At 71.7% G+C, this 5,645-nt stretch carries 5 protein-coding genes; all 5 read left to right on the forward strand.

Annotation, left to right across the window (positions count from 1 at the left end; translation table 11 throughout):
- Nucleotides 1-161: 161 nt before the first annotated feature.
- The 5 genes from DBR36_RS11015 to DBR36_RS11035 are packed head-to-tail and all read left to right on the forward strand — an operon-like array spanning nucleotide 162 to nucleotide 5,641.
- Entirely contained in the window at nucleotides 162-791 is a 630-nt protein-coding gene (locus tag DBR36_RS11015) for a GntR family transcriptional regulator (RefSeq protein WP_108319335.1), read from the forward strand.
- Nucleotides 788-2,314 carry an MmgE/PrpD family protein gene (locus DBR36_RS11020; RefSeq protein ID WP_108319337.1) on the forward strand — a complete coding sequence of 509 codons (1,527 nt, stop codon included), beginning with the start codon at nucleotides 788-790 and terminating at the stop codon, nucleotides 2,312-2,314. Before DBR36_RS11015 ends, DBR36_RS11020 begins: the two co-directional genes overlap by 4 nt.
- Nucleotides 2,314-3,213, forward strand: coding sequence for a methylisocitrate lyase (gene prpB / locus DBR36_RS11025; RefSeq protein ID WP_108319339.1), 900 nt, complete (start codon nucleotides 2,314-2,316; stop codon nucleotides 3,211-3,213). Before DBR36_RS11020 ends, prpB begins: the two co-directional genes overlap by 1 nt.
- A 32-nt stretch (nucleotides 3,214-3,245) precedes the next feature.
- Nucleotides 3,246-4,430, forward strand: a complete 1,185-nt coding sequence (locus DBR36_RS11030; protein ID WP_108319341.1) for a bifunctional 2-methylcitrate synthase/citrate synthase — start codon at nucleotides 3,246-3,248, stop codon at nucleotides 4,428-4,430.
- Nucleotides 4,430-5,641, forward strand: coding sequence for a thiolase family protein (locus DBR36_RS11035; RefSeq protein ID WP_108319343.1), 1,212 nt, complete (start codon nucleotides 4,430-4,432; stop codon nucleotides 5,639-5,641). Before DBR36_RS11030 ends, DBR36_RS11035 begins: the two co-directional genes overlap by 1 nt.
- Nucleotides 5,642-5,645 lie beyond the last annotated feature (4 nt).

Below are 5,645 nucleotides of genomic sequence, written 5' to 3' on the forward strand. Positions count from 1 at the left end.
GCCCGCGTGCGGGCGGCCGGGCGGCGCGCGCGCCTAGGCGGGGCGCCGGGGCAGAGGGCCGGGCGCGGGCGCTGTGTATACCCACGTACGTCTTCGCGACCGATCCGTCGCGTTCCGGCGCCGCAGTGCATACACTGGACGGGTGACGACGAGGGGGACGCATGCGAGCGAGTGAACGCGCGTACGCAACCATTCTCGACGAGATCCAGAGCGGCGCCCTCGCACCCGGCACCGTCCTCGGCGAGGTCGAGCAGTCCTCGCGACTCGGCGTCAGTCGCACGCCGCTGCGCGAGGCGCTGCGCCGGCTCGCCTCAGACGGACTGGTCGCCCAGGCCTCGGCGCGCGTCACCGTGGTCGCCGGCATCGACGCCGACGACATCGGCGCGCTGTTCGAACTGCGCCGCGCGCTCGAGACCGAGGCGGCCCGACTGGCCGCCCAGCGCGGCGATCGGCGCGTCTTCACGGCCCTCGCGGCGGAGTTCACCGCGATCGGCACCGCCGACGCGGACGCGTACTACGCCCTCATCGCCCGTTTCGACGCGGCGATCGACGCGGCCGTCGACAACGCCTACCTGTCAGGGGCCCTGCGCAGCGTCCGCACCCACCTGGTGCGGGTGCGGCGCATGGCCCGCGACAACCCCCTGCGACTTTCCGCCTCGGCGCGAGAGCATGAACTGATCGCCCGCGCGATCGGCGGCGGCGACCCCGAACTCGCCGCGCACGCCACCCACGTGCACCTGCACAACGCCCTCACGACCATCCTCGAAGCCCTCACGGAGGACCCCTCATGACGATCACCCACCACGTGCGCGTGCACCGCAGCGACGAGAACCTCGCCCGTGAGGGCCAGCTCGCCTGGGCTCTCGCGCGCGTCGCGGTCGACCCGGTCGCGGTCGACGACGACGTGGTCGACATGATCGTGAACCGTCTGATCGACAACGCCGCGGTGGCCGCGGCATCCCTCACCCGTCAGCCCGTCAGCGCCGCACGCCAGCAGGCGCTCGATCACGCGGTGTCGATCGGCGGCCCGGGCGCGACGGTCTTCGGCTGCGCCCTCGAGCGCCGATCGAGCCCCGAGTGGGCGGCGTGGGCCAACGGCGTGGCGGTTCGCGAGCTCGACTACCACGACACCTTCCTCGCGGCCGACTACTCCCACCCGGGCGACAACATCCCGCCCGTGCTCGCGGTCGCCCAGCACACCGGTCGCGACGGCGCGGCCCTGGTGCGCGCCCTCGCGACGGCGTACGAGATCCAGATCGACCTGGTGCGCGCGATCTCGCTGCACAAGCACAAGATCGACCACGTCGCCCACCTCGGTCCCGCCGCGGCGGCCGGCATCGGCACGCTGCTCGACCTCGACCAGCACACGATCTACCAGGCCATCGGCCAGGCGCTGCACACCACCACCGCGACCCGTCAGTCGCGCAAGGGCGAGATCTCGACGTGGAAGGCGCACGCCCCCGCCTTCGCCGGCAAGATGGCTATCGAGGCCGTCGACCGCGCGATGCGCGGAGAGACCAGCCCGTCGCCGATCTACGAGGGCGAGGACGGCGTCATCGCGTGGCTGCTCGACGGCCCCGACGCCTCCTACGACGTGCCGCTCCCCGGTGAGGGCGAGAGCAAGCGCGGCATCCTCGACTCGTACACGAAGGAGCACTCGGCCGAGTATCAGGCGCAGGCGTGGATCGACCTGGCCCGCCGCCTGGGCACCGAGCGGCCCGACCTGCGCGATCCGGCGAACGTGGCATCCATCGTCCTTCACACCAGCCACCACACGCACTACGTGATCGGCTCGGGGGCGAACGACCCGCAGAAGTACGACCCGACAGCTTCGCGCGAGACGCTCGACCACTCGATTCCGTACATCTTCGCCGTCGCGCTGCAGGACGGCGCCTGGCACCACGTGGACTCGTACGCCCCCGAGCGCGCGGGTCGCGACGACACCGTCGCCCTGTGGCAGAAGATCACCACGGCCGAGGATGCCGAGTGGACCCGCCGGTACCACTCCGAGGACCCGAACGAGAAGGCGTTCGGCGGCCGCGTGGTCATCACCCTGGCCGACGGCTCCACCGTCGAAGACGAGATCGCCGTCGCCGACGCCCACCCGCTCGGCGCCCGGCCGTTCGCGCGCGAGGACTACATCCGCAAGTTCCGGACGTTGGCCGAGCCCGTCCTGCTGCCCGACGAGATCGAGCGGTTCCTCGAGCTCGTCCAGCGCCTGCCCGAGCTGACGCCCGCCGAGGTGATGCAGCTGACGATCGTCGCCAAACCCGGTGTGCTGGCTCTGGCGCCCGCGCCCAAGGGGCTGTTCTGATGCTGTACGCGCAGGCCACTCCGCAGCAGAAGCGTCGCGCGCTGCGCGAGAAGCTGGCATCCGGGGATCTCGTGCGGATGCCGGGGGCGTTCAACCCGCTGTCGGCCCGCCTCATCGAGCGCAAGGGCTTCGACGGCGTCTACATCTCGGGCGCGGTCATCTCGGCCGACCTGGGGCTGCCGGACATCGGCCTGACCACGCTGACCGAGGTCGCCGGTCGCGGCCAGCAGATCGCGCGGATGACCGAACTGCCGGCGATCATCGACGCCGACACCGGTTTCGGCGAGCCGATGAACGTCGCCCGCACCATCCAGACCCTCGAGGACGCCGGGCTCGCCGGCACGCACATCGAGGACCAGGTCAACCCGAAGCGGTGCGGCCACCTCGACGGCAAGAGCGTCGTCGACGCCGACACCGCGATCAAGCGCATCCGCGCCGCGGTCGACGCGCGCCGCGACCCCGACTTCCTCATCATGGCGCGCACCGATGTGCGCGCGGTGGAGGGACTGGATGCCGCGATCGACCGCGCCAAGGCCCTGGTCGACGCCGGCGCCGACGCGATCTTCCCCGAGGCCATGCGCGATCTGGGCGAGTTCGAGGCGATGCGCACGGCGCTGGACGTGCCGATCCTGGCGAACATGACCGAGTTCGGAAAGTCGGAGCTGTTCTCGACCGCGCAGCTGCGGGACGCCGGGGTCAACCTGGTCATCTGGCCGGTGTCGCTGCTGCGGCTCGCGATGGGAGCGGCGGGCCGCGGCCTGGACGCCCTGGCATCCGAGGGTCATCTGCGCGACCAGGTCGGCGAGATGCAGCACCGCGCCGACCTGTACGACCTGATCGACTACGAGGGCTACACGCGTTTCGACGCCGACGTGTTCGACTTCACCGTCGAGCGCTGAGAACACACCACGCACGACTCGAGGGAGAGACGATGACCGACATCAAGAAGGGCCTCGCCGGCGTCACGGTCGACGAGACCGCGATCAGCAAGGTCAACCCCGACACCAACAGCCTGCTCTACCGCGGCTACCCGGTGCAGGAGCTGGCCGCGACGCAGCCGTTCGAGGCGGTCGCGTATCTGCTTTGGAACGGGGAGCTCCCGGATGCCGCCCAGCTCGCCGCCCTGCGCACCACCGAGCGTCAGCACCGGGCGCTGGCCGACGACGTCCGCGCCGCGATCGACCTGCTGCCCACGAGCGCCCACCCGATGGACGAGGTGCGCACGGCCGTGAGCGTGATCGGCGCCCGCGAGACCGCCGGGATCTCGAACGTGATGGATGCCGTCGGCACCCCCGAAGAGAACCTCGACCGCTCCGTGCGCCTGTGGGCGCAGCTGCCCGCCGTGGTCGCGTACGGTCAGCGCCGCCGGCGCGGCGAGGAGCTCATCGCGCCCCGCGACGACCTCGACTACGCGGCGAACTTCCTGTGGATGACCTTCGGCGTCGAGTCCGACCCCGTCGTCGTCGACGCGTTCAACCGCTCGATGGTCCTGTACGCCGAGCACTCGTTCAACGCCTCGACCTTCACCGCGCGGGTCATCGCGTCGACCCTGAGCGACCTGTACTCCGCGGTCGTCGGCGCGATCGGCGCCCTGAAGGGACCGCTGCACGGCGGCGCGAACGAGGCCGTGCTGCACGTGTTCACCGAGATCGGGTCGGCCGAGAACGTCGGCCCGTGGCTCGACGAGGCCCTCGCCGCCAAGCGCAAGATCATGGGCTTCGGTCACCGCGTCTACAAGCGCGGGGACTCCCGGGTGCCGACGATGAAGGCCGCCCTCGACACGCTGGTCGAGCACTACGACCGCCCCGACGTGGCCGCCCTCTACGACGCCCTCGAGGCGCAGTTCGTCGAGCGCAAGGGCATCTACCCCAACCTCGACTACCCCTCGGGCCCCGCGTACGACCTGATGGGTTTCGACACGCTCACCTTCACGCCGCTGTTCGTCGCCGCCCGGGTGACCGGCTGGACGGCGCACGTGCGCGAGCAGCAGGCGTCGAACGCGCTCATCCGCCCCCTCTCGGCGTACGTCGGTCCGAACGAGCGCCATGTCGAGGGGTACGTCCCGGATGCCGCCGACCTCGACGCCCAGGAGCGCCCCGAGGAAGCCGCGAGCTGATGACGGCTGCAGATCGCGAGCTCGCGGGGGCTTCGACGGGCCCGCGGATCGTCCTCGTCTCGGGGGCGCGCACGCCCATCGGCTCGTTCGGAGGAGCCCTGTCGAGCGTCGACGCCCACGAGCTCGGCGCCGTCGCGGTCGTCGAGGCGCTGCGTCGCGCGAACGTTGCGGCCGACGACGTCGACGAGGTCGTCACGGGCTGCATCGCGCAGAACGGCCCCGACGCCTACAACGCCCGCCGCGTCGCGCTCGCCGCGGGGCTTCCCACGCGCGTGCCCGCCTTCACCGTGAACCGCCTGTGCGGCTCGGGCCTGCAGGCGATCTGGTCGGCGGCGCAGGAACTGCGCTGGGGCGGGATCGACGTCGCCGTGGCGGGCGGCGACGAGAGCATGTCGCGCACGCCCTTCCTCGACTACGGCGCCCGCGGCAACACCCGACTCGGCGATCGCACCCTGCTCGACGGCACGCTCGCGATCCTCACCGACCCGTTCAGCGGCCGGCACATGGGAACGACGGCCGAGGTGGTGGCATCCCGGTACGACGTCTCTCGAGAGCAGCAGGACGCTTTCGCCGTCGAGAGTCAGCGCCGTGCGGCGACGGATGCCGCTCGCGCGGCCTTCGCCGAAGAGATCGTCGCGGTGACGACCGGCGGGAGGCGCCCGGTCGAGGTCGCGGTCGACGAGCACCCGCGGCCGGGAACGACCCTCGAGGCGCTGGCCGGTCTGCGTCCGGCGTTCGAGAAGGACGGCTCGGTCACCGCCGGCAACTCCTCGGGCATCAACGACGGTGCGGCGGCCATGGTGCTGATGCGCGAGGACGACGTGCGCGAGCGCGGGCTGACCGGTCTGGCGACGCTCGAGGCCGTGACCACCGCGGGCGTCGACCCCGAGATCATGGGCTACGCGCCGGTCATCGCGCTGCAACGCCTGTGGGAGCGGACGGGTCTGACGCCCGCCGACGTCGACGTGATCGAGCTGAACGAGGCGTTCGCGGCGCAGGCGGTCGCGGTGATCCGCGACGCCGGTCTCGACCCCGAGAAGGTCAATCCGTATGGCGGTGCGATCGCGCTCGGGCACCCGGTCGGGGCGACCGGGGCGATCCTCACGGTGCGCGCGGCCCTCGACCTGCAGCGCCGCGACCTCGAGTACGCCGTCGTGACGATGTGCATCGGCGGGGGTCAGGCGCTGGCGGCGCTGCTGCGGCGGTACTGACGGC

Origin of the sequence: Microbacterium sp. HMWF026 (assembly GCF_003061325.1) — a bacterium.
GTDB lineage: Bacteria > Actinomycetota > Actinomycetes > Actinomycetales > Microbacteriaceae > Microbacterium > Microbacterium testaceum_E.

Coding starts and splice junctions, on each gene's coding strand:
- DBR36_RS11015 (WP_108319335.1), top strand. CDS start 162: ATGCGAGCGAGTGAACGCGCGTACGCAACCATTCTCGACGAGATCCAG.
- prpB (WP_108319339.1), top strand. CDS start 2,314: ATGCTGTACGCGCAGGCCACTCCGCAGCAGAAGCGTCGCGCGCTGCGC.
- DBR36_RS11020 (WP_108319337.1), top strand. CDS start 788: ATGACGATCACCCACCACGTGCGCGTGCACCGCAGCGACGAGAACCTC.
- DBR36_RS11035 (WP_108319343.1), top strand. CDS start 4,430: ATGACGGCTGCAGATCGCGAGCTCGCGGGGGCTTCGACGGGCCCGCGG.
- DBR36_RS11030 (WP_108319341.1), top strand. CDS start 3,246: ATGACCGACATCAAGAAGGGCCTCGCCGGCGTCACGGTCGACGAGACC.